Source organism: Pedobacter arcticus A12 (assembly GCF_000302595.1).
Lineage (GTDB): Bacteria > Bacteroidota > Bacteroidia > Sphingobacteriales > Sphingobacteriaceae > Pseudopedobacter > Pseudopedobacter arcticus.
This window is the reverse complement of record NZ_JH947127.1, coordinates 758,371-779,892: the sequence shown is the minus strand read 5'-3', so window position 1 is coordinate 779,892 and position 21,522 is coordinate 758,371. Positions and strand designations below refer to the sequence as shown.

Here is a 21,522-nt window from a genome sequence, read left to right as displayed (position 1 = left end):
ATGAATATTAGAACTAACATCCTACTTAGAGTTTATGCAGCCTTTGGGCTCATTATTCTTTTTGCAGTGGCGGTTATGGCTAAGATGTTCCAAGTTCAGGTGGTTCAAGGCGATAGATATCGCTCCATGGCCGATAGTTTGAGCACTAAATATGCAACTGTAGAAGCTTCTAGGGGAAATATCTACTCGATAGATGGAAGTCTACTGGCCACTTCGGTTCCTGAGTATGATGTCCGAATGGATTTATTGGCCGGCGGTATTGAAGATAAAGAAGTGTTTTTTAGCAAAGTAGATTCTTTGGCTGCCAAGCTTTCTGGTTATTTTAAAGATAAAACCGAGCGTGAGTATTCTAGGGCTTTAAGAAACGCGAGACAAGATAAGCAGCGTTATTTTCTGGTTAAAAGAAATATCTCTTATCAGGATTTAAAAGCCATTAAAAAATTCCCGATTTTTAATATGGGCCGATATAAAGGCGGTTTAATTGCGGTACAGGAGAATAAAAGAATTTTACCATTTAGAGATTTAGCATATAGAACCATAGGTTATTATAATGTTCATTCAACGGCGGCTGTTGGTTTAGAAGGGGCTTATGGAGATTATATCAACGGCGAAACGGGCAGAAGATTGGTGCAACGTATTGCAGGTGGTGTTTGGATGCCAGTTAACGAAGATGCCGAAATTGCGCCTAAAGCTGGTGCTGATGTTATTTCGACTATTGACGTAAATATTCAGGATTTAGCGCAAAATGCGTTAAAAAAGCAATTGATAAAGTCCGCTGCAGATTTTGGTTGTGTGCTGGTAATGGAAGTTAAAACAGGCGAAATTAAAGCCATCTCCAATTTTACCAAGGTAGCGCCAGATACTTATAAAGAAACTTATAATTACGCAATTGCACAAAGCGCCGAGCCAGGTTCAACTTTTAAATTAGCTTCTTATCTGGTAGCGATGGACGATAATAAATTTGGTCCAAATGATATCGTTGATACGGAAGGCGGGAATTATAAACTATATCGCCATACCATCAGAGATCATGAGAATGAAGGGGTAATCTCTATGAAGGTTGCTTTCGAAAAATCATCAAACGTGGCAATTGTAAAGCAGATTTATAAAGGTTATAAAGACAATCCAAGTGAGTTTACCGATAAGTTGCATGCGCTACATTTGAATGATAAATTAGGTTTACAGATTTCTGGAGAAGGAACACCTTTGGTAAAAACGCCAAAAAGTAAGTCGTGGAGTGGTTTAACCTTGCCTCAGATGGCTTATGGGTACGAACTTAAAATGAGTCCTATTCAAATTCTTACACTTTATAACGCAGTGGCTAACAACGGTAAAATGATTGCGCCACTATTCGTTCATGAAATTAGAAGATTGGGGAACACAGTAGAGTTATTTAAAGCCCGCACAATTAAAGATAAAATCTGTTCTGACCGCACTTTGGGATTGTTAAAAGAAATGTTGGAAGGTGTTGTAGAAGAAGGAACAGCAAGCACTATCAAAAGTGATTTATATCGGATTGCAGGAAAAACAGGTACTGCACAGGTAGCAGATGGCGCAAATGGTTATCGTGGCAAAAGACAGTATCAAGCTTCTTTCTGTGGTTATTTTCCGGCAGATAATCCGAAATACTCGATGATTGTAGTGGTGCAAAATCCTACAAAAGGTTCTTACTACGCATCATCTGTGGCAGGTCCGGTTTTTAGAGAAGTTGCCGATGTTGTTTTTGGTAGCGATTTGGAAATGAATTCTAGCTATAAAGCACCTCAGTTGGTAGGTAATACTAAAATGCCCGAAGTTAAAGGTCGTTACAAAAAATCTACGCAAAACGTTTATAAGGCTTTTGGCGTGAAGGCTTTGCTTGCTTCTACCAACCAAGAAGAACTTGGAATTGATACCAACAGCGGTATTGCTTATAAAGAAGTAAAAATGAATAAAGGTCTGGTACCTAATGTTGAAGGAATGGGTTTAAAAGACGCATTGTTTGTATTAGGCAACTCTGGTTTATCGCCAGTAGTTAAGGGTAATGGCGAAGTAGTATCGCAATCATTAGCTGCCGGTACACCAATATATAAAGGAACAAGAATTTTAATTGAATTACAGTAAAGGTTTGGCAATTTTAAAAGACATATTGTACGGGGTTGCTTTAGAGCAAGTGGTAGGTTCTACAGATGTAGAAGTTGTTGCTGTGCAATTTGATTCGAGAAAAGCAACTAACGATAGTTTATTTGTTGCAATTAAAGGAACCGTTGCAGACGGACATCAGTTCATTGCCAAAACCATTGAACAAGGTGCAAAAGTTATAGTTTGCGAAGAGCTACCAGCCGTTTTTGCCGAAAGCGTTACTTACGTTAAAGTAACTGACGCAGGTAAAGCATTAGGTTTAATTGCTGCTAATTTCTATAATCACCCATCAACAAAATTAAAGTTGGTTGGTATCACAGGCACAAACGGAAAAACTACAGTCGCCACAATTTTATTTAAGTTATTTAGAGCATTAGGTTATAAAGTAGGGTTAATATCAACTGTAGAAAATCAGATAAACGATAAAATAATCCCTGCTACGCATACCACGCCAGATCCAATTGCACTCAATATTTTATTGAATGATATGTTGGACATGGGTTGTGATTATTGCTTTATGGAAGTGAGTTCGCATGCCATTGCGCAACACCGTATTGAAGGTTTAACCTTTACAGGAGGAATTTTCACCAACATTACCCATGATCATTTAGATTTTCACAAAACTTTTGGTAACTATATCAAAGCCAAAAAAGCTTTTTTTGATGGGCTAACACGTTCTGCGTTTGCGTTAACTAACGTTGACGATAAAAACGGAATGGTGATGTTGCAAAACACCGCGGCTAACAAAAAAACATACGGACTAAGATCTCTTGCAGATTTTAAGGCAAAAATTATTGAGAACCAATTTTCTGGTTTACACCTCGATATCGATAATCAAGAAGTTTATTTTAAGCTGGTAGGTAGTTTTAACGCCTCCAATTTGCTGGCAGTTTACGGCGCTGCTTTGTTGCTAGATCAAGATAAAATCAATGTTTTAACAATTTTAAGTACGCTAAGTGGTGCAGAAGGTAGGTTTGATTATGTTATTTCTCCAAACAAAGTAATTGGTATTGTAGATTATGCACACACACCAGATGCTCTGGAAAACGTGTTGAGTACAATTGATAACATCAGGTCGAAAACCGAAACGGTAATTACGGTTGTAGGCTGCGGTGGCGATCGGGATAAAACAAAACGTCCTTTAATGGCAAAATCTGCTTGTGATTGGAGTGATAAAGTGATTTTGACATCAGATAATCCGCGTACAGAAAACCCCGATACCATCATTCAAGAAATGCAAACTGGTGTTTCTCCAGTAAATCAAAAAAAGGTTTTATCAATAACAGATAGGAAAGAAGCGATTAGAACGGCTTGTCATTTAGCGAAACCAGGAGATATTATTCTTTTGGCAGGTAAGGGCCATGAGAAATACCAAGAGATAAATGGAGTGCGTAACCACTTTGATGACAAAGAGATATTAACCAACTGTTTTAACCAGTTAAGCTAAGAGACGAAATATGCTATATCATCTTTTTACATATTTAGACAAGATTTTTGATTTTCCCGGGTCAAATCTGTTTCAGTTTATCTCGTTTAGAGCAGCTTTGGCAATGATTTTATCGTTGGTAATTACAACGGTTTACGGTAGCCGATTAATAGAATACCTAAGGTATAAGCAGGTTGGTGAAACCGTAAGAAATTTAGGATTAGAAGGGCAAGTGCAAAAGCAAGGAACACCAACAATGGGTGGTTTAATTATTATTGCTGGAGTTTTAATTCCAACCCTACTTTTAGCTCGTTTAGATAATATCTATATCATTTTGATGATTATAACCACCGTATGGATGGGCTGCATCGGTTTTTTAGATGATTATATCAAAGTATTTAGAAAAAATAAGGAAGGCTTAGCCGGGAGGTTTAAGATTGTTGGTCAGGTTGGCTTGGCTTTAATTATCGGCTGGACGATGTTTTTTCATCCAGATATTTTAGTTCGCCAAACGGTTAGCCAAGTGCCTACAATAACTACGAACCAACGTATACCGAAAGCAGCTTTTAAAGAGCAGATCATCAACGAAAAAGGCGAAACGCTGATTAGGGTAGAAAAAGGTAACGGCGTTTATTATGCAAAAGATGTAAAGTCGACCATTACCAATATCCCGTTTTATAAAAACAACGAATTTGATTACGCAAAGGTTCTAAAATTTTTGGGAGACGATTACCAGAAATATTCTCTAGTGGTTTTCTTATTGTTTGTTATCGTAATTATAACAGCGGTATCAAACGGTGCAAACATTACGGATGGTATTGATGGGTTGGCGACAGGTACATCCGCAATTATTGGAATTACTTTAGCATTGCTGGCTTATGTTTCTGGTAACACCATCATTGCAGATTATTTAAAAATTATTTACATCCCTAATTCTGGAGAGTTGGTGATTTTCGCCGCGGCATTTGTTGGTGCTTGTATCGGCTTTTTATGGTATAACGCGTATCCAGCACAGGTTTTTATGGGCGATACGGGCAGTTTAACCATCGGTGGGATTATCGCTGTGTTTGCCATCATGATACGAAAAGAACTACTGATTCCAATTTTATGCGGTGTTTTTCTCATAGAAAACCTTTCTGTAATTATGCAGGTTACGTGGTTTAAGTACACCAAGAAAAAGTATGGAGACGGTCGGCGTATTTTTTTAATGTCTCCATTGCACCATCACTTCCAAAAGAAGGGCTATCATGAAGCAAAAATTGCAACAAGGTTTTGGATTGTAGGAATATTGCTAGCGATTATCACCATTGTAACATTGAAAATAAGGTAAGGAAGTAGTTAGTATTTAGTATCAAGACATAATACACAAGACAAAAGAATCAAGACATAAGTATCAAGTATCAAGACATAAGAATCAAGAAAATGACTAACCACCAAAATATTCCACACAGCGCTCCCTCTCCTTCGGAGAGGGCTGGGGTGAGGCTTGTTGTTTTAGGCGCTGGTGAAAGCGGTGTAGGTGCGGCTATTTTGGCGCAACAAAAGGGTTTTGATGTTTTTGTTTCAGATTTTGGAGTAATCAAGGATGTTTATCAACAAGAACTTAACAAGTTCAACATTCCTTTCGAGTCGCAAAAACATACTGAAGAGCTTATTCTAAATGCTAATGAGATTATTAAAAGCCCAGGCATTTCTGATAAAGTTACTATCGTAAAGAAAATAAAGGAAAAAGGTATTCCTGTTATTTCAGAAATTGAGTTTGCTGGTAGATATACCGATGCAAAAACCATCTGTGTTACAGGATCAAACGGCAAGTCAACCACTACCATGCTTACCTATCATATTTTGAAAGAAGCAGGTTTTAACGTTGGTTTGGCGGGTAATATCGGGCACAGTTTCGCTAGGCAAGTTGCTCAGCAAAATTTTGATGTTTACGTAATCGAACTCAGCAGTTTTATGTTGGACGATATGTACGAGTTTAAAGCAGACATCGCCATATTGTTAAACATTACTCCCGATCATTTGGATAGGTACGATTACCAAATGAGCAATTACGTGGCATCTAAATTCCGGGTAATCCAAAACCAAACAGAAGCAGATCATTTCATCTATTGTGATGACGATGCTGAAATTAAAGCTTTTATGGCTACGGCCGATATCAAAAGCCAAAAACACCCATTTTCTATTGAACACGAAGTAGAAAACGGCGCATATTTAAAATCAAATAATCTAATGATAAATCTCACCAAATCAGATCAGTTCGACATGACCATTAACGACTTAGCGCTACAAGGCAAGCACAACACTTACAATTCTATGGCTTCTGGAATAGTAGGTAAAATGCTCGAAATCAGAAATGAATCGGTTCGCGAAAGTATGGGGAGCTACAAAAACATTGATCATAGATTAGAGTTTGTGGCCAATATTTCCGGAATCACTTTCATCAACGATTCCAAAGCCACCAACGTTAACTCGGTTTGGTACGCTTTAGAAAGCATCAACACAGATGTTGTGCTGATTATGGGTGGAATTGATAAAGGCAATGATTATAGCATGTTGGTTGACTTGGTGAAGCAAAAAGTAAAAGCTATTATTTGCCTAGGTAAGGATAACAAAGCTTTGCATGATGCTTTTGAAGAACATGTAGAAGTAATGGTAAATACTTTTTCTGCAAGTGAAGCAGTAGAAATTGCATACCATGTTGCAAAAAAAGGAAGCACTGTATTGTTGTCTCCGGCTTGCGCTAGTTTTGATTTATTTAACAGTTACGAAGACAGAGGGAACCAGTTTAAAGCAGCTGTAAAAGAACTTTAAAAATGATAAAAGCAATACTTGATCATACAAAAGGCGATAGGTGGATATGGCTAATCATTATCCTGCTTTCCCTAATTTCTGTTTTAGCAGTTTATAGTGCCACAGGTACCTTAGCTTATAAAAGAGGAGTTGGGTCGGAGTCTTTGATGTTTAAGCATTTACTATTTATAGTAATTGGGTTTGTGATGATTTATTTTGCACACTTACTCAATTACCGCTATTACGCAGGTATATCTAAGGTGTTGATGGTAGTTACCGTTCCGCTTTTGTTATATACGCTGGTTTTTGGTAGTCACGTAAATGATGCAAGTAGATGGATTGCGATTCCCGGAACGGGTTTGACTTTTCAAACATCCGATTTGGCAAAATTAGCTTTGATTACTTATTTGGCCAGAACGCTTACTAAAAAGCAGGAGAATATTAAAGACGTTAGAAAGGCATTTATCCCAATTATGGGTTCTGTTTGTTTGGTTTTTATATTGATTGGTTTGGCAAACTTATCTACCGCTTTAATGCTTTTTGGAGTAAGTATTTTGGTGTTGTTGATTGGAAGAATTAGTATGAAGCAGATAGCCATTGTGTGTGTGGGAGGCGCTATTTTGTTAACCATATTGGTCATGTTTGGTCCACGTAGAGAAACCTACAAGTCAAGGATCAAAGCATACTTTAATCCAGAGATGCAGCATTCTGATAAAACCTTTCAGCAAGACCAATCAAAAATCGCAATAGCATCTGGCGGTTTCTGGGGTAAAGGACCAGGAAACAGTACGCAGAGGAACTTTTTACCGCATCCTTATTCCGATTTTATCTTCGCCATTATTGTGGAAGAGTACGGAATGTTAGGCGGTTTTATCATCGTTTTGTTATACGTTGTTTTGATGTATCGAATTATAAAAATTGTAACGCAGGCGCCAAAAGCCTTCGGGGCCTTACTCGCCGCCGGGCTTGGATTTAGTTTAACCATCCAGGCCTTAGCAAACATGGCGGTCGCGGTAAATTTATTTCCGGTAACCGGTGTTCCGCTTCCTTTGGTGAGCATGGGAGGAACATCAATTTTGTTTACCAGTGTGGCTTTCGGCATTATTCTATCAGTAAGTAAAGATATTGAAGACCATAAAGCGGAAAGTGCAGCAAATGGCAAAGAAGAAAAAATAATAGTAGGAGAAATACCTGCAATGGCGTAATAAGGAGTATCAAGCTTTAAGTATCAAGTATCAAGTATCAAGATGCTTATAGAATGTTTAGTAAAATAAACTACTAAATAAAAAGACAGCAAGTAAGTCTAGCTATTTGATACTGATAACTAGCTACTAAATAAAAAGACAGCAAGTAAGTCTAGCTACTTGATACTAGCTACTTAATACTAAAAAATATGGCGAAAAGAATAATCATAAGTGGTGGCGGTACCGGAGGACATATCTTCCCGGCAATTGCTATTGCCAATGCGTTAAAATCTTTAGATGCCAAAACAGAAATTTTATTTGTTGGTGCAAACGGCCGTATGGAAATGGAAAAAGTTCCCGCGGCGGGTTATAAAATCATTGGCTTAGATATTCAGGGATTTCAAAGAAGTAGATTGCTGAAGAATGTTTTTCTACCTTTTAAAATCATAGCCAGTGTCTTAAAATCACTATCAATTATAAAAAACTTTAAACCAGACGCGGTAGTAGGAGTAGGCGGCTATGCTTCGGGGCCTCTACTGTACGCTGCATCGTTAAAAAAAATACCATACCTGTTGCAAGAGCAGAATTCTTATGCTGGTGTAACCAATAAGTATTTAGGTAAAAAAGCGGAGAAGATTTGTGTTGCTTTTGATCATATGGATCGTTTTTTTAAAGCAGAGAAGATTATTAAAACCGGCAATCCAGTAAGAGAAAGCGCTGTGGATATTGAGGGCAAACGAGCGGAAGCACTGGAATACTTTGGGCTAGAAGCAACTAAGAAAACGGTGTTAGTGGTAGGCGGAAGTTTAGGGGCTTTAACATTGAATAACAGTATTATGGCGGGTATTGAAGCTTTTCAGAAAGCTGATATACAAGTGATTTGGCAAACTGGTAGGTATTACTATAAATCAATTGTTGAACGTTACGGCAACCAATCAAAAGATGGTGGGATTAGGATTCATGAGTTTTTAACCCGTATGGATCTGGCTTACGCCGCTAGTGATTTAATCGTATCGAGAGCTGGCGCAGGAACAATTGCAGAGCTTTCCTTAATCAACAAGCCAGCGATTTTAGTGCCTTCGCCCAATGTTGCAGAAGATCATCAAACAAAAAATGCGAACGCTTTGCTAATTAAGGAAGCAGCGGTTTTGGTGTCTGATAAGCATGCGGAAGTAGAATTGGTAGAACAAGCAATTAAGCTTTTAAACGATGAAGTGCTCTGCGCAAAATTAGTGGAGAATATCAAAAAATTAGGTTTTGCTAACGCCGATAAAGTTATAGCAGAGGAAGTAATTAAAATAGCGTTATAATGATAAATTTAACCGACATCAAACAAGTTTACCTAATCGGCATCGGCGGAATTGGGATGAGTGGCTTGGCTCGTTATTTTTATCAGAAAGGCTTTTTGGTAAGCGGTTACGATAAAACATCCACACCACTTACCCAAGCATTAGAAAAAGAAGGAATTGCCATTACCTACCAAGATGATGCTTCTTTAATTCCCGTAACATTTCAGCAGAAAGATGCGAAAACCTTGGTTATTTATACGCCTGCAATCCCAAAAGATAGTTTGGTTTTTAATCATTTTAAAAATAGCGGGTTTGATATCCAAAAGCGCTCACAGGTGTTGGGGATTTTATCAAAAGATGCTTTTGCAGTTGCGGTTGCGGGTACGCATGGTAAAACAACAACCAGTACTTTAATTGCTCATTTATTACGGGTTGGTGGCGTGGATTGCTCTGCTTTTTTAGGTGGAATTTCTACCAATTATAACACCAACTTACTCATCGGCGAAAGCAAAGTTATGGTGCTTGAAGCTGATGAATATGATCGTTCTTTTTTAACGTTGCACCCAAACATTGCGGTAATAACATCGATGGATGCCGATCACTTAGATATTTACGGCGCAGAGGAACAATTACACGAATCATTTAAGCTGTTTGCAAATCAGGTTAAAACTGGCGGAAAATTGATTTTTAAAGAAGGTTTGTCTTTAAGTAACGGTACAAGCTATGGGATATCAACATCAGCGCAAGCGAAAGCTTTAAACGTAAGAATCGAGAACCGTAAATTTTACTTCGATTTTAAAAATGAGTTTATCCATTTAGAAAATTTGGAGCTTGGTTTACCAGGACAGCACAATATAGAAAACGCTGTTGCAGCCATAGAAGTCGCCCTAGCTTTAGATATTAATCCGGATTTAATAAGAGAAGGCTTAACGTCTTTTAAGGGAGTTAAAAGACGTTTTGAATACCAGGTGCAAACAGAAAATCATGTTTACATAGATGACTATGCACATCACCCCGAAGAGTTAAAGGCTTGTTTTCAGGCAGTTCGTTCTTTATATCCCGATAAAAAAATGACGGTTGTTTTTCAGCCACATTTATTCTCGAGAACACGGGATTTTTTAGATAATTTCGCAGAAATATTGGGCACCGCGGATGAACTCTTATTAATGGAAATTTACCCGGCCAGGGAGTTGCCGATTACAGGAGTTACAAGCAAAGCTTTAGCAGAAAAAATCAATAATTCAGCAGTAACGGTTTGCAATCACCAATCGGCTTTAAAGCTGGTTAAAGAACTACAGCCAGAACTGTTGTTAACAGTTGGTGCAGGAGATATTGATACTTTGGTTTTACCTTTAAAAGAGTTATTTGCCAATGCTTAAAAAGATAAATTGGAAGTTCGTTTTTACCTGTTTTGCCTGGGTATTTAGCCTTAGCGCATTGGTTGTGCTGATGGGTTTTATTGAGGTAAAAAAAGCAGAAACTACTTGTAAAAAAGTACAGGTGGTTTTGCCTGGCAACCAGTTTTTTATTGAGCGGGCAGAGATTGACGAGATTTTAAAAGAAAACAACGGCTTATTGGTAGGTAGACGAATTGGTAATATCAATATTCAGGACTTGGAAAGCCGTTTAAAAGCCAATCCTTTTATTGAATATGCAAAAGTTTATGTGGATATGGATGGTGTAATCCATACGGATGTTAAGCAACGAGTGCCAGTTTTACGGATTTTAAACATGGCAGGTCAGGATTTTTATATTGATCAAAACGGATTAAAAGTACCTTTGTCTGACCATTTTACAGCCAGGGTTTTGGTGGCAAACGGACAGATAAACGAAGGTTTCGCTGGTAAAGTGGATACTTTGCGTACCAAGTTGGCTAAAGATTTGTTCAACACGGCAAAGTTCATTAGTCAAGACTCTCTATGGAATGACCAGATAGTACAGGTCTTCGTGAATAATGATAAAGACATGGAACTGGTTCCGAGAGTAGGAAATCAAAAAATTATTATAGGCGACGGTAGCCTATTGGAAGAAAAATTTAATAACCTGTTGGTGTTTTATAAAAAAGCAATACCAATGGTAGGTTGGGGCGCTTATAGTGCGGTCAACTTAAAGTTTAAAGGTCAAATTGTGTGTACACGCACAGATTCCACCTTGGTTAAAAAGAAACCAGTTGAAATAAAAATCGACAGTACAACACAACAAAATACGCAAATACAGGATTCAACAAACAATATACGCTGACATGGAAAAAGGTATAACTAAACAATCAAAAAGTTCATCAATTGTAGTCGGTCTCGATATCGGTACTACAAAAATCTGCGTAATAGTTGGTCGCCGCAACGAACACGGAAAAATTGAGGTATTAGGTCTCGGAAAAGCAGAATCTGCTGGAGTAAACCGCGGAGTGGTTGCCAATATTGCAAAAACCGTAAAAGGAATTGCACAGGCAGTTGAAGAAGGGAGCACACAGTCAAACGTAGATGTTAAAATTGTAAACGTTGGTATTGCTGGGCAGCACATCAAAAGCCTAAAACACCGCGGGATTTTAACACGTAAAGATCTAACTAACGAGATCTCTAAACGAGATATTGACCGTTTGATTGACGATATGTACAAGCTTGCCATGAATCCTGGTGAAGAAATTATCCATGTATTGCCTCAAGAGTTTACGGTTGATAACGAGCCTGGTATCAAAGATCCAATTGGGATGGCTGGTGTGCGTTTAGAAGCCAATTTCCATATCATCACTGGTCAGGTAATGGCCATCAGAAACATCATGAAGTGCGTGGTGCAGGCTAACCTAGAAACCGAGGAATTGATTTTAGAGCCATTAGCGTCTTCAGAAGCGGTGTTAAGTGAAGAAGAAAAAGAAGCTGGCGTTGTGTTGGTAGATATAGGTGGCGGTACTACAGATGTTGCTATTTTCCATGAAGGCATCATCAGACATACTTCGGTTATTCCTTTCGGCGGAAATAGCGTAACTGAAGATATTAGAGAAGGCTGTTCGGTAATGCGTAACCAAGCAGAATTGTTGAAGATTAAATTTGGATCTGCTTTGGCAGAAGAAAATAAAGAGAACGAGATTATTTGTGTCCCGGGATTACGAGGAAGAGAGCCTAAAGAGATTTCTGTTAAGAACTTAGCCAACATTATTGAGGCTAGAATGGCAGAAATTATTGAGCATGTACATTACGAAATCAAATCGTCTGGTTACGAAAAACGCCTAATTGGTGGTATTGTGATTACCGGTGGTGGTGCATTGCTTAAACATTTAACCCAACTGGTAGAATTTGAAACTGGGTTAGATTGTAGAGTGGGTTACCCTAATGAGCATTTGGCCAAAAACGAAACCTTACCAAAGAACATTTATGAGGATTTAAAAAGCCCGATGTATGCAACCGGTATTGGCTTGTTGATTAAAGGGATTGAGAAAGCAGAATCTGAGTATCAAAAAGAAGGTCAATTGACTAAAGGAATTGATTTAGCGCAGGAAACAACGCCTAAAAAGAGCAGAGGTTTGCTTGCGTCTATACTTGATGGAACTAAAAAGTTTATCAAAGACGATATATCTGACCAAGACTTTTTGAAATAATTTTCAACAATACGCTAGTTTTCCACACAATTAACATTTGTGGATAACTAATGTGGAAAATTATTTAATATTGAGAGAGGATAAAAATCTATTCATCAAAATGATTACCAACTGATAATTAAGGATATGCAGTTTGAAATGTTAAAAGAAAAGTCTTCAATCATCAAAGTAATTGGTGTTGGAGGGGGCGGAGGCAACGCGGTAAACCATATGTACAGGCAAGGAATAACAGGGGTGGACTTCATCATCTGTAATACTGATGCGCAAGCGTTGGAATTAAGCCCTATTCCTAATAAGGTACAATTGGGCGCTAGCTTAACCGAAGGAATGGGAGCAGGCTCTATTCCTGAAGTGGGTAAAAATTCAGCTATTGAAAACATTGACGATTTAAAAGAGATGCTGGGCTCAAACACCCGTATGCTTTTTATCACAGCCGGAATGGGCGGTGGTACAGGCACAGGGGCAAGTCCAATCATCGCGAAAGCTGCAAAAGAACTTGATATCCTTACGGTTGCTATAATTACTACTCCATTTTCATTTGAAGGCAAGCGCAGAAGAATGCAGGCCGAAGAGGGTTTGGAAGAATTGAAAAAATACGTCGATTCTTACCTGGTAATCTCGAATGACAGACTGCGTGAGATTTTCGGAAATTTGACTTTAGGTTCAGCTTTTGGTCAGGCCGATGATATACTGACTACTGCAGCAAAAGGGATAGCAGAAATTATTACTGTTCCTGGTTACATCAACGTGGATTTTAAGGATGTGCGTACCGTGATGAAAGAAAGCGGTGTTGCCATTATGGGTAGTTTTACTGCCGAAGGTGATGATAGGGCTTTAAGAGCGGTTGAAGGTGCTTTAGCGTCTCCGTTGTTGAAAGATAACGAAATCGAAGGCGCAAGATATATTCTTTTGAACATCAGCTCTGGCGATAAAGAAGTTACCATGGACGAGGTAAGTATTATTACTGATTTTATCCAAGAGCAAGCTGGTTTATCTGCAGATTTAATCTGGGGTAACTGTAGCGATCCGGAACTGGGAGATAATATTTCGGTAACGATTATTGCTACCGGTTTTCAAACTGTAGAACAAAGAGAGCAGACTAAACAAAGCGCTCCAAAAAAACAATATTTAACATCAGATACACCTTTAATTAAGCCAATCAATGAGTTCTCTAAAAAAGCAGAGGCCATTGTTGAGGAAGAAAAAGTGTATGACAATACTCCTGTGCTAAAAGCGCAAGAAAAGGAGAGTACGCCACAAGCAGATTTGTTTGGTGAAATGTTTAAATCAACTCCTCAAAGATCTTTTGAATCAGAAGAGAGCGTGGTAAAACACCAGTTGTTTGAGGAAGAACAAGAGGAAGAGGTTGAAGAACAAGACAGTCACGGTTTTAATTTAAAGTTTTCTGAACCAGAAGTTTTTTCTCCGGTTGCTATTGCTGAGGAAGAAGAGATTCCTGCTCAAGAAGAAATACCAGAAGTTGAGGCATATGTTTCTCCGGATGATAACAAAACGGATCAAACAATGGAAGAGCAGCTGCGTAAATCTAAGGAGCGTATCTTACGTTTGAAAGATTTAAGTATGAAGTTGCGTTCAACATCAGGTTTGCAAGAACTGGAAGATGTGCCAGCTTACAGAAGAAGACAGATGCCATTGAATGAGGTGCCTCATTCATCAGAATCTCAGGTTTCTCGGTTTACGTTAAGTAACGAAGACGGACAAACAGAGATACGTCCTAACAATTCTTTTCTACATGATAATGTAGATTAAAGTCGTAAAAAACAAGAAAGCCATTCCCAAAAGAATGGCTTTCTTGTTTGATTTTAAACCAACCAACAGAAACGTTGTTAATCACTGTTAAAAATTGTAAATTTGCAACGTTTTTTATATACGCATACAATTAAAATAACATAACATTTTGGATATTTTTGATAAGATAGCAAAGAACATGGGACCTTTGGGACAGCACCAAAAATGGTCACATGGATATTTTTCATTCCCTAAGTTGGAAGGAGAAATTGCACCTCACATGAATTTCAGAGGTAAAAAGCATTTGGTTTGGAGCTTAAACAACTATTTAGGTTTGGCTAATCACCCAGAAGTTAGGGAAGCAGATGCAAAAGCGGCACAGGAGTTTGGAATGGCTTACCCAATGGGTGCCAGAATGATGTCTGGTAACACCAAACATCACGAAGAACTAGAGCGATCTTTAGCAGATTTCACTGGCTTTGAAGATGCTTTCCTATTAAACTATGGTTACCAAGGTATATTATCTGCCATTGATGCTTTAGTTGATAGAAACGACGTGATAGTTTACGACGCGGAATCTCACGCTTGTATCATTGACGGTGTACGTTTACACATGGGTAAGCGCTATGTTTACCTTCATAACGATTTAGAAAGCTTAGAAAAGCAATTACAAAGAGCTACAAAATTAACCGAGCAAAGCGGTGGCGGTATTTTAGTAATTACCGAAGGTGTGTTCGGAATGTCGGGTGCGCAAGGTAAACTGAAAGAAATTGTAGAATTGAAAAAAAAATACGGGTTCCGTATTTTAATTGATGATGCTCACGGTTTTGGTACTATGGGTAAAACGGGTTCTGGTACGCATGAGGAACAAGATGTAATCAAAGATATCGATGTTTACTTTGGTACTTTTGCAAAATCTATGGCTGGTATAGGTGCTTTTATTGCATCAACAGAAGAGATTACAAATTACTTGCGTTACAATATGCGTTCGCAAACATTTGCTAAATCATTACCTATGCCAATGGTAATGGGTTTAAAAAAGAGATTGGAGTTATTGCAGACTAAGCCAGAGTTAAAAGCAAAACTTTGGGAAGTGGCTACAGCTTTGCAAACAGGTTTAAAAAATAAAGGTTTTGATATTGGTTCAACCAATTCTGTAGTTACACCGGTATTCTTAAAAGGCGAACTGAATGAGGCAACTGCTATCACAATGGATTTAAGAGAGAATTATAGTATTTTCTGTTCTATTGTGATTTACCCAGTTATACCTAAAGGTTTAATTATGTTGCGCTTAATCCCAACCGCAATGCACACTTTAGAAGACGTTAAACAAACATTGGAAGCTTTTAGCGAAGTGAGAGATCGATTGGAAAAGGGATATTATAAAGATAAAAATCCATCAGAAGCTTAAGCTTTAGTCGGTAAATATATAATGCCTCTGGATTATTTCAGAGGCATTTTTTTTACAGTTAAAATATGGAGTAGATTAAATAATTAGCAATTGACCAAGTTGCCCAAACTAGTAGCCCAATAATCAGTAAAAACAGTATTAAAAAACCAATAATTATCCCTTTAGCCCCTCCCGTGTGTTTATCTTCGGTATAATGTTCTTTTAGCAGCTGAACATTTTTATCGTTTGCTTTGTAGTAAAAGTCGAAAATCCAACCTAAAATCGGGATAGCTCCTAAAGCAAAATCTATAAATACATTCAGTAGCATCCGAGCAATTAATTTGTTACTTGCCCCGTGTTTGGACATGGTGTAAACCAGCATTACAGAAATTAGTGCAGAGGCTCCATCACCAGCAAAAGGAATAAAGTTAAGAATTGGATCTAAGCCAAAACGAAAATTCCCTATTTTGAATTGACTATCCAATAGCTTAGAGATGGCTTCAATGTTTTTGAGTTTGTTTGATGATGAACTGTTTGACATTAGGTTTCTTATTTTGTTAACAAAAATACTTGACGATTTTTGTGCCAAATCTGTATAGACTGTCTTTGTTTTTTTAGGAAGAAACTCCGGAGGGTGAAATTACCTTAGAAATTCATTCTTATTTAAGGATTAAAAATAAATCTAACGCGTGTTTCAGCACTGTTTTTTATACAGAACAGAAATTGAAAACTATTAAAAATATTTACTTATAAGAGTCCTTTGTCGATAGCTACCTGTTCTAAAACTTGTATTAAATCATTTAGTTTAAAAGGTTTTGATAGATAATCATCCATTCCTGCGCTCATGCAATCCTCTCTATCTTTAGGCATCGCATTAGCTGTCATTGCAATAACCTTAGGCTGGTGGTTAAGATTTTTACGGATATAGCGAGTTGTTTCTAAACCATCCATCTTTGGCATCAAAACATCCATTAAAATTAAGTCAAAATCGGTTGTTTTACACATACTGATAACCACGTTGCCATCAGAAGCAATTTCCGGATCGTAGCCGAATTTATTGAGTATTTTACTAATCAATTTTTGATTAATGATGTTGTCTTCTGCAATGAGTATTTTTAAGGGGAATTTTTTGGAGAATTCTTCTGAATAAGTAGGTTTGAATTCTGTTAAAGGCTGTATTTCTTTTGTTGTAAAGGAGCTTAGTAGTTTATAAAAACGTTCCTGTTTGATAGGTTTTGTGAGTATCGAAGAAAATTCTGAAGTCACTTCATGAGAAAGCTTAATTTGTGGATAGGCTAAAACGGCAACAGGTACTTTTGAGTTGACATCGCGAAGCATATTTAAAAAATTGGTATCGTTCGCGGAGTTTGTTTCTAAATTCACGATAACTAAATCAATTGTGTTGTCATCATTTATTACCGTCATTAATGATTCGGCAGAGTGGGCTAGGATGGTTTTAATTTTCAGACGACTTAACCAGGTTTCTAGGGTATTTAAACCCACAATATTATTGTCGAAAAGCAATACAGTCTTAGGCAATAAAGAGTTTTCTAAAATAGGCTCTAAATTAATTACATATTCTGCGTTAATGGTGAAACTAAAGGTACTGCCTACATTGGGCTCACTTACCACATTTATGTCGCCTCCAAACAATTTAACTAGCGATTTGCTAATTGCCAATCCTAATCCTGTTCCACCGTATTTACGTGTTGTAGATGAATCTACTTGATTAAATGCCTTAAATAGCCGCTCTATTTTGTCTGGAGCAATTCCAATTCCGCTATCGGCTACTTTAAATAGCAAAACTTGTTTTCCCGAAATGTTTTCTTTTGGAATTACGCTAACGTAGATTTGCCCATGCTGCGTAAACTTAACCGCATTACCCACCAAATTAACTAAAATCTGGCGAAGGCGTAAACCGTCTGTCTTAATGGTTTTCTCGATGCTTGCGTCGATGTCATAGAATAGTTCGATGTTTTGCTCGTATGCTTTGGTTGCAAATAAGTCGAAAACATCTTCAATTCCTTTACGAAGGTCAAAATCATAAAACTCTAATTCAACACTTCCCGATTCTATTTTCGAGAAATCTAAAATGTCATTAATAATAGAAAGTAACGCATCACCACTCGTGTTAATAATCTGAACATATTCCAATTGCTCTGCCGTTAAGGGAGTATCTGCTAGTAGATTATTCATCCCAATAATGCCGTTCATTGGAGTTCTAATTTCGTGACTCATGGTCGCCAAAAAAACACCCTTGGTTTTATTTGCCTCGTCTGCTCTTTCTCTTTCCACTTTTAGTTTTTCGTTGGCTTTTACCAAGTTATCGGACTGCACTTGTAATTCTTTCGACTGTTCCTGCAATTCTTTAGATTGCAACTGCAATCTTTTGTTTAGCTGTTGCAGCGCATTGGATTGTTCAAGTGTTTTTGCAGAGCTAATTACTAACTCTGAATTTAGTTGCTCTGCTATTGTCTTTTGTTCTAGTAAAGCTACCACGTGGCTCCGTGTGAATAAAATGCCTTTGTATGAAAAAGCTAAAGCGACGAAAAGAGCGCCGCCGGAGTTTACTAAGAATAAAAGTCTATACTGGGTAGCGGATATCGACTCCAAATTGCTTACTTCTGGCACTAATAAAATGCAACCTATGAAAGTTAGCGATGTTAAAACATAATAGAAAATCAGTTTCTTCCGGTATGGTCGAGATGTATTAACAAGAAATGGAAAGGCAACAAAAAGCGATAAAAAGAATAAGTAGAGCCCTGAATTCAAGCCGGATAGTATAATGCCGCCTGCAATAAAAACATTTGATATGATGACGGTAGCCAAACCCGGGTCTTCTCTATTGCTTTTTTTGTATAGCAGGACATTGATGACCATTGTTATACCGTATAATGAGACATCTATTGCGAGGTAATTTGCTCCAATTTGAAAAAAGAGAAATGATATTATCAAGCTTATAAGAATCGCTATTGATGCTAGCTGTATTATATTCTTTTTTTCTTCCTGCTTTTGCAAATTGGCAATACCAATCGACTCTGTACTCGTCATAATTCAATTATACGAAAATAAATACCTTATTTATTGGTTTTTTATTTGGCATACTGTAAAATTTTCAGACAAGAGAAGCTAGTTAATAGTATGTTTTTTATTCGATTCGAAGTCGACCTATTTACGACTAAATGCAAAATGTTAAAGAAAGATATTTTATGCATTTACGTACAATTTTATCTGTTATTGTTATAAACTTTAAAAGTTTCTTGGTTTTTTAGAGGGAAATTTCTTAAAATCTAATGTGAAAAATCCCAATCTTTTCGGGATTGGGATCTCAAAGCTTTAAAGTATCTATAAGATCAGTACTTGTAAAGAAAAACTGTATTAGTAATTCTTAGTGAAAACTTAATAGAACACTTATTAAGAGTTCATTCTACAGATTTACCAATAAAAAAGATTAGAACTATTTCTTTTTAGTGGTAATCTCAATCACGCCATTTTTTCCTTTATCACCGTATTTTTTTGTAGCGGCTTCTCCTTTCAGAACATTTATAGTCTCAATCGAAGATTTTATATCTTCTTTTAATTTATCCTTATCCCCCGTAAAATCTTTGCCATTTATTATGAAAAGCGCCTTGTTATCAGAGGGTATTTCAATCGGAGGGGGTGGAGGAGTTGCTAATTTACTAAAAGGTATGGATTCTACTTTGTCTTCTTTTATTTGAAAAAAAATAGGAATAGTATAACTTACTCTCACTATTTTTCCTTTTTGGACGCCAGAATTCCATTTTGGGGAGATTGCCAAGACTCTTACTGCTTCCTCGTCACAGCCTCCGCCAATTCCTCTTACAACTTTAATAGTGCTTAAGCTCCCGTCTTTTTCAACAATAAATTGGCAGAATACCCTTCCTTGTATATTTGCGTCGCGAGCTCCTTTTGGGTAAACTAAGTTGCTAGATAAGAACTGCCCAAATGCTTGGATTCCACCTGGAAAAGAAGGGAGTACTTCGACATTTGTAAAAACCGCACTGGTATCGCCAGAAGCAGACTGGTTTACCGAAACCTCTCTGATCGCTGTCGGAAATTTGTGTGGTTTTACAACTGAGTCTGTCTTTGTTGTTTTTGTTTTTAGGTTAGCAACAATCAAAGTCGTATGAGATCGATTGGGCTTCCTAATTGATTCGAAGTCTATAAAATCACTAGCTACTCCAGGTACTATTATCTCACTCAGATGTCTCTCTGGTTTTATCGTTTCAGAAAGGCTGTTGATCATTTTACTTTTGCTGATTTTAGCAGAAGACAGCACCAAGGCTAACAAAAATAGCGGTGCCGACAAACCATACTTAATGATGGCTGTTTTTCGGGATTTGGTTTTGTTCATCATTTCTATTCTTCGTTTTAATAAGGATTTATTGAAAAAATTATTGGTTAAAGTGTGTGGACTAACACCAAATGTTTTGCTCAATAATAAAAGCACATAAGGAGTTTTGTCGGTTTCAGTTTTTAGAACTGCTTCATCAGCAATAAATTCGTGAATGTGTTTGATGGAATTTTTAAAACAGTAGATTATAGGATTAAACCAGTTAATTATTGACAGTATTTCAAAAAAAAGTACATCTGCAGAGTGAAGTTGCCTGGCATGTGTAAGCTCATGCTTTTCTATGGCGGTCTGTTGTGGCAGGTTGCTGTTGATCCTGATTTTCTGAAAAAAGGAGAATGCTTCTGGCTGGTTTTTATCCTTCAATATCAGGTTTAATTTAATCAGCTTATAAATTAGCCGTATGCTCATTAACAGCACCACACCGAAGTAAACAAGTGTTAAAATGTCTCCCAAAGTCCAGCTGTCTTTAACGGGAGAGGCATAGCCGTCCATTACAATCGCCGTTACATTAACAAATTGTTGCTGTACAGGCTGTGCTGTTTGGCTAAACCAGGTTATCTTAATCAGTGGAATTAACCCCGAAGCGAATGCAACGAATAAAAGATAATATCTGTTTAGGTTAAAGAAAGTTTCTTTTCTTAAAACCAACCGATAGAAGGTATAAAATAATACCAAATATAGGTTCGCTTGGATAAGGTAGCTTGTCCAGTTCATGACTTATTTGTTTTTCATTTTTTCAATCAGTTTCATAATCTCATCTGCTTCGGCTAAATCTATTTTCTCTTTTTTTACAAAAAAGGAGAACATACTTTCTACTGAGTTTTCAAAGTAGCCGTTTAGGAGTTTCTCTGTAGCAAAGTTTTTGTATTCTTCTTTACTGATAATGGGATGGTACTGGTGGCTTTTACCAAAAGTAGTGTGGTCAACAAATCCTTTGTTCTCCAAAATTCTTATCACCGTACTTACGGTATTATAAGCAGGTTTAGGTTCTGGTAATTCATCAATCACCTCTTTTACAAAGGCTTTTTTTAAATCCCATAAAACCTGCATCAATTGTTCTTCTGCTTTTGTTAATTCCTTAATCCCCATAATTGATTTTTTTTAATGCTTAATCAAATATATAACTAAGTTTTTAGTTTTGCAACTATTTTTATAGTTTTGTAACTAGTTAGATAGTTTTATTTTAAACAAATACTAAGAATCTGCCTAAAAACATCGAACTGTCACATTGAACGGAGTTAGAAATGTATTCTGAATAGCACTGAATGAGGTTCTGACTCCGCTCAGCCTGACAAGCGATGATTCTAGACGCCTTCTTATGTTCCTAATGGAACATTTGTCTGCTTTAAGAATTCTGCTGAATCATTTTTTGACAGCTTCTAAGGTTAAAATGCTTTTTAAAGCAATTTTTAATGTGTTGATTAGCTGTAATTCGTTTTTAGCTTTGTTGGTCAAACCCATTATCAGGATAATGTTTATGAAACGAAAATTCTGCGTTAGGGATGGAAATGGATACCGGCATTGTGGCTAATGCCTGTGCAGTATGAATGTACAGCCCGCCCGAACGCCCAAAAGTTTAATTTTTTTTATCTTCTTTATAGTT

15 protein-coding genes are annotated in these 21,522 nt (G+C 37.2%); 11 read left to right on the top strand and 4 right to left on the bottom strand.

What is annotated here, in order from left to right; all coding sequences use genetic code 11:
• From B176_RS0115100 to B176_RS0115045, 11 genes are all read left to right on the top strand, one after another.
• Nucleotides 1–2,103 (top strand): penicillin-binding protein, encoded by a 2,103-nt coding sequence (locus tag B176_RS0115100; RefSeq protein WP_017259666.1) that lies wholly within the window; start codon nt 1–3, stop codon nt 2,101–2,103.
• Nucleotides 2,090–3,568, top strand: a complete 1,479-nt coding sequence (locus B176_RS0115095) for a UDP-N-acetylmuramoyl-L-alanyl-D-glutamate--2,6-diaminopimelate ligase (protein ID WP_017259665.1) — start codon at nt 2,090–2,092, stop codon at nt 3,566–3,568. Before B176_RS0115100 ends, B176_RS0115095 begins: the two co-directional genes overlap by 14 nt.
• A gap of 10 nt (nt 3,569–3,578) precedes the next feature.
• Complete coding sequence (gene mraY, locus B176_RS0115090) at nt 3,579–4,877, top strand: phospho-N-acetylmuramoyl-pentapeptide-transferase (protein ID WP_017259664.1); 1,299 nt, start codon at nt 3,579–3,581, stop codon at nt 4,875–4,877.
• A 92-nt stretch (nt 4,878–4,969) separates the two neighbouring features.
• A complete protein-coding gene (gene murD / locus B176_RS0115085) occupies nt 4,970–6,361 on the top strand; it encodes a UDP-N-acetylmuramoyl-L-alanine--D-glutamate ligase (protein WP_017259663.1) in 1,392 nt (463 codons plus the stop codon).
• A 2-nt stretch (nt 6,362–6,363) separates the two neighbouring features.
• Nucleotides 6,364–7,545 (top strand): FtsW/RodA/SpoVE family cell cycle protein, encoded by a 1,182-nt coding sequence (locus B176_RS0115080; RefSeq protein WP_017259662.1) that lies wholly within the window; start codon nt 6,364–6,366, stop codon nt 7,543–7,545.
• A gap of 188 nt (nt 7,546–7,733) precedes the next feature.
• Nucleotides 7,734–8,834: an undecaprenyldiphospho-muramoylpentapeptide beta-N-acetylglucosaminyltransferase gene (gene murG, locus B176_RS0115075; protein WP_017259661.1), complete on the top strand. Its 1,101-nt coding sequence runs from the start codon at nt 7,734–7,736 to the stop codon at nt 8,832–8,834.
• Nucleotides 8,834–10,192, top strand: coding sequence for a UDP-N-acetylmuramate--L-alanine ligase (gene murC, locus B176_RS0115070; RefSeq protein ID WP_017259660.1), 1,359 nt, complete (start codon nt 8,834–8,836; stop codon nt 10,190–10,192). The genes murG and murC overlap by 1 nt, the downstream gene beginning before the upstream one ends.
• Entirely contained in the window at nt 10,185–11,054 is an 870-nt protein-coding gene (locus tag B176_RS0115065) for a cell division protein FtsQ/DivIB (RefSeq protein ID WP_017259659.1), read from the top strand. The genes murC and B176_RS0115065 overlap by 8 nt, the downstream gene beginning before the upstream one ends.
• A gap of 1 nt (nt 11,055) precedes the next feature.
• Nucleotides 11,056–12,405: a cell division protein FtsA gene (gene ftsA, locus B176_RS0115060; RefSeq protein WP_017259658.1), complete on the top strand. Its 1,350-nt coding sequence runs from the start codon at nt 11,056–11,058 to the stop codon at nt 12,403–12,405.
• Between the two features lie 126 nt (nt 12,406–12,531).
• Nucleotides 12,532–14,175, top strand: coding sequence for a cell division protein FtsZ (gene ftsZ / locus B176_RS0115055; RefSeq protein ID WP_026063371.1), 1,644 nt, complete (start codon nt 12,532–12,534; stop codon nt 14,173–14,175).
• A 148-nt stretch (nt 14,176–14,323) separates the two neighbouring features.
• Entirely contained in the window at nt 14,324–15,565 is a 1,242-nt protein-coding gene (locus B176_RS0115045; RefSeq protein WP_026063370.1) for an aminotransferase class I/II-fold pyridoxal phosphate-dependent enzyme, read from the top strand.
• A 58-nt stretch (nt 15,566–15,623) separates the two neighbouring features.
• Here B176_RS0115045 and B176_RS0115040 read toward each other — a convergent pair whose 3' ends face one another.
• The 4 genes from B176_RS0115040 to B176_RS0115025 form a co-directional block, all read right to left on the bottom strand.
• A complete protein-coding gene (locus B176_RS0115040) occupies nt 15,624–16,085 on the bottom strand; it encodes a DUF4112 domain-containing protein (RefSeq protein ID WP_017259655.1) in 462 nt (153 codons plus the stop codon).
• A gap of 206 nt (nt 16,086–16,291) precedes the next feature.
• Nucleotides 16,292–18,595 carry a response regulator gene (locus B176_RS19710; RefSeq protein ID WP_017259654.1) on the bottom strand — a complete coding sequence of 768 codons (2,304 nt, stop codon included), beginning with the start codon at nt 18,593–18,595 and terminating at the stop codon, nt 16,292–16,294.
• Nucleotides 18,596–19,001: 406 nt separating this feature from the next.
• Nucleotides 19,002–20,633: an energy transducer TonB gene (locus B176_RS0115030; RefSeq protein ID WP_017259653.1), complete on the bottom strand. Its 1,632-nt coding sequence runs from the start codon at nt 20,631–20,633 to the stop codon at nt 19,002–19,004.
• 3 nt (nt 20,634–20,636) lie between these two features.
• On the bottom strand, nt 20,637–21,008 hold the full coding sequence (locus B176_RS0115025) for a BlaI/MecI/CopY family transcriptional regulator (protein WP_017259652.1): 372 nt from the start codon (nt 21,006–21,008) through the stop codon (nt 20,637–20,639).
• Between the last annotated feature and the right edge of the window lie 514 nt (nt 21,009–21,522).

What these genes read in the sequence shown, in the direction of transcription:
- B176_RS0115030 (WP_017259653.1), bottom strand. Translation starts at nt 20,633, where the DNA reads ATGAACTGGACAAGCTACCTTATCCAAGCGAACCTATATTTGGTATTA.
- ftsZ (WP_026063371.1), top strand. Translation starts at nt 12,532, where the DNA reads ATGCAGTTTGAAATGTTAAAAGAAAAGTCTTCAATCATCAAAGTAATT.
- ftsA (WP_017259658.1), top strand. Translation starts at nt 11,056, where the DNA reads ATGGAAAAAGGTATAACTAAACAATCAAAAAGTTCATCAATTGTAGTC.
- murG (WP_017259661.1), top strand. Translation starts at nt 7,734, where the DNA reads ATGGCGAAAAGAATAATCATAAGTGGTGGCGGTACCGGAGGACATATC.
- B176_RS0115100 (WP_017259666.1), top strand. Translation starts at nt 1, where the DNA reads ATGAATATTAGAACTAACATCCTACTTAGAGTTTATGCAGCCTTTGGG.
- mraY (WP_017259664.1), top strand. Translation starts at nt 3,579, where the DNA reads ATGCTATATCATCTTTTTACATATTTAGACAAGATTTTTGATTTTCCC.
- B176_RS19710 (WP_017259654.1), bottom strand. Translation starts at nt 18,595, where the DNA reads ATGACGAGTACAGAGTCGATTGGTATTGCCAATTTGCAAAAGCAGGAA.
- B176_RS0115040 (WP_017259655.1), bottom strand. Translation starts at nt 16,085, where the DNA reads ATGTCAAACAGTTCATCATCAAACAAACTCAAAAACATTGAAGCCATC.
- B176_RS0115080 (WP_017259662.1), top strand. Translation starts at nt 6,364, where the DNA reads ATGATAAAAGCAATACTTGATCATACAAAAGGCGATAGGTGGATATGG.
- B176_RS0115025 (WP_017259652.1), bottom strand. Translation starts at nt 21,008, where the DNA reads ATGGGGATTAAGGAATTAACAAAAGCAGAAGAACAATTGATGCAGGTT.
- murC (WP_017259660.1), top strand. Translation starts at nt 8,834, where the DNA reads ATGATAAATTTAACCGACATCAAACAAGTTTACCTAATCGGCATCGGC.
- murD (WP_017259663.1), top strand. Translation starts at nt 4,970, where the DNA reads ATGACTAACCACCAAAATATTCCACACAGCGCTCCCTCTCCTTCGGAG.
- B176_RS0115065 (WP_017259659.1), top strand. Translation starts at nt 10,185, where the DNA reads ATGCTTAAAAAGATAAATTGGAAGTTCGTTTTTACCTGTTTTGCCTGG.